This window comes from Stenotrophomonas sp. Steno-C17, assembly GCF_056393165.1.
The window spans coordinates 1-1770 of the sequence record NZ_JBWJPD010000036.1 but is presented as its reverse complement, the minus strand read 5'-3'; the positions used below and the strand labels follow the sequence as shown (position 1 = coordinate 1770).

The window sequence follows — 1770 nt, the reverse complement described above, 5'->3', positions numbered from 1 at the left end:
ATTCGGTGCACGCCACGCGAGATCACCGAGTCGGGCGTGGAGTACCGTGATGGAAAGATGGTGAAGAAGCGCGTTATTGGATTCGCCGAATGCCAGCAGACGTTCGTTATCGAAGAACTGAACACCATCGTTGACATCCAGTATCCGCGTGAGGGCCTGGCGAAGTGGCAAGAGATCGGAAAGCGCGCAGCGTCGCTTCTGACTGACAACATTTCCACGGTAGGCGGGAGCTGATCCTGTGAAGGATTCCCTGAACATGAAGGGCGCCGGCATCGCTGGTTTCGCTGTCGACGTATCTCTCTTCTCCCGTCGTATGCTTGCCCGTGTCTCATCGCAAGGATCGCAATGCAACCGTTGAAGTCGCCCGTGGCTGGCCTGTTGATCACGCTCTTGCTGGGTGCGTGCGCGCAGGCTGAAACGCCGCGTAGACCGCCGCGCCTTCTGACGAATGAGCAGGGGTGTTCGATCACAATCGACAACCAGCCGATCAATCCCTACCAGGTTCCCTCACCCATCGAGCGGGCCTGCGTGGGGCCCTATCAGCTGGAGTTGCCGCAGAACTACTTCAGCACACAGATGGGGCCAGAGCACGATGGAAGCTTCTCACTCGCAGTGGAGTACCCATCGCTGCAGCCGTTCAAGCCCGGGGAGCGGATGAACCTGAGTGCGGATGTCTCCATTCGCACCGTCAGAATCGACTATACCTACATTGATCGCGTCAACCTGTGGGACGTAATGCGCAAGAGCTACACGCGCAAGGAATACCAGCAAGGCGATCCGTCCGAGACTCTGGAAGAGCGCATCAAAGGTGATCCAGTGCATGGCCTGGTGCCTTACTACGTCGACGTGGCAAAGGTTCAGGAGTTCTACCGGAAGCAGGGATTCGATGAACGCGCACCGATCATCCAGCACATTTACTGGCAGTACGACTGGTTCGTTTCCCGCAATGCAGCGGACCAGATCGACCAGTTGATCAAGTGCACCACCCGGGATGTCGCGGAATCGGGTGTCATGTACCGTGATGGAAAGATGGTCAAGAAGCCGGTCTTTGGCTTTGCCGAGTGCAACCAGCGGTTTGTCATCGAGGAACTGAGTGTCATTGCCGAAGTGCACTATCCGCGGGAAGGCATTGCGGACTGGAAGACGATCAGGGAGCGCTCCCGTGCGCTGCTGATCGACAACAGTGCTGCGGAAAGAACCCGGTAGTCATGTGAATCTCGCCCTGAGGACGAACAAGCGGACTACCAACGATGGTCGCAACATAAACGAACGGCAGACGTGTCGCCGTACGCTTGCCCGTGTCTCATCGCAAGGATCGCAATGCAACCGTTGAAGTCGCCAGTGGCTGGCCTGTTGATCACGCTCTTGCTGGGTGCGTGCGCGCAGGCTGAAACGCCGGGTAGACCGCCGCGCCTTCTGACGAATGAGCAAGGCTGTTCGATCACAATCGACAACCAGCCGATCAATCCCTACCAGGTTCCCTCACCCATCGAGCGGGCCTGCGTGGGCCCCCATCAGCTGGAGTTGCCGCAGAATTACTTCAGCACACAGATGGGGCCCGAGCACGATGGAAGCTTCTCACTCGCATTGGAGTACCCATCGCTGCAGCCGTTCAAGCCTGGTGAGCGGATGCACATTACGGTCGATGCATCGGTCCGCACGGTACGGCTCGGTTACATGTACATCGGCCAGGCCGACGTCTGGGACGTGATGCAGCGCAGATACACTCCCCGGTCAAGCCGTATTGATGACCCAGCTGCATCACTGGAA

Annotated in this window: 1 protein-coding gene and 2 pseudogenes; all 3 read left to right on the top strand. The window is 58.1% G+C overall.

What is annotated here, in order from left to right; all coding sequences use genetic code 11:
- Window positions 1–234 (top strand): annotated as a pseudogene (locus AC06FA_RS19885) (hypothetical protein); the annotation flags it as partial.
- 111 nt (window positions 235–345) lie between these two features.
- The gene (locus AC06FA_RS19880; protein ID WP_478069787.1) at window positions 346–1206 is read left to right on the top strand and encodes a hypothetical protein; all 861 of its coding nucleotides are present in this window, start codon (window positions 346–348) and stop codon (window positions 1204–1206) included.
- Between the two features lie 114 nt (window positions 1207–1320).
- Window positions 1321–1770, top strand: a pseudogene (locus AC06FA_RS19875) (hypothetical protein); the annotation flags it as partial.

Coding starts and splice junctions, on each gene's coding strand:
- AC06FA_RS19880 (WP_478069787.1), top strand. CDS start 346: ATGCAACCGTTGAAGTCGCCCGTGGCTGGCCTGTTGATCACGCTCTTG.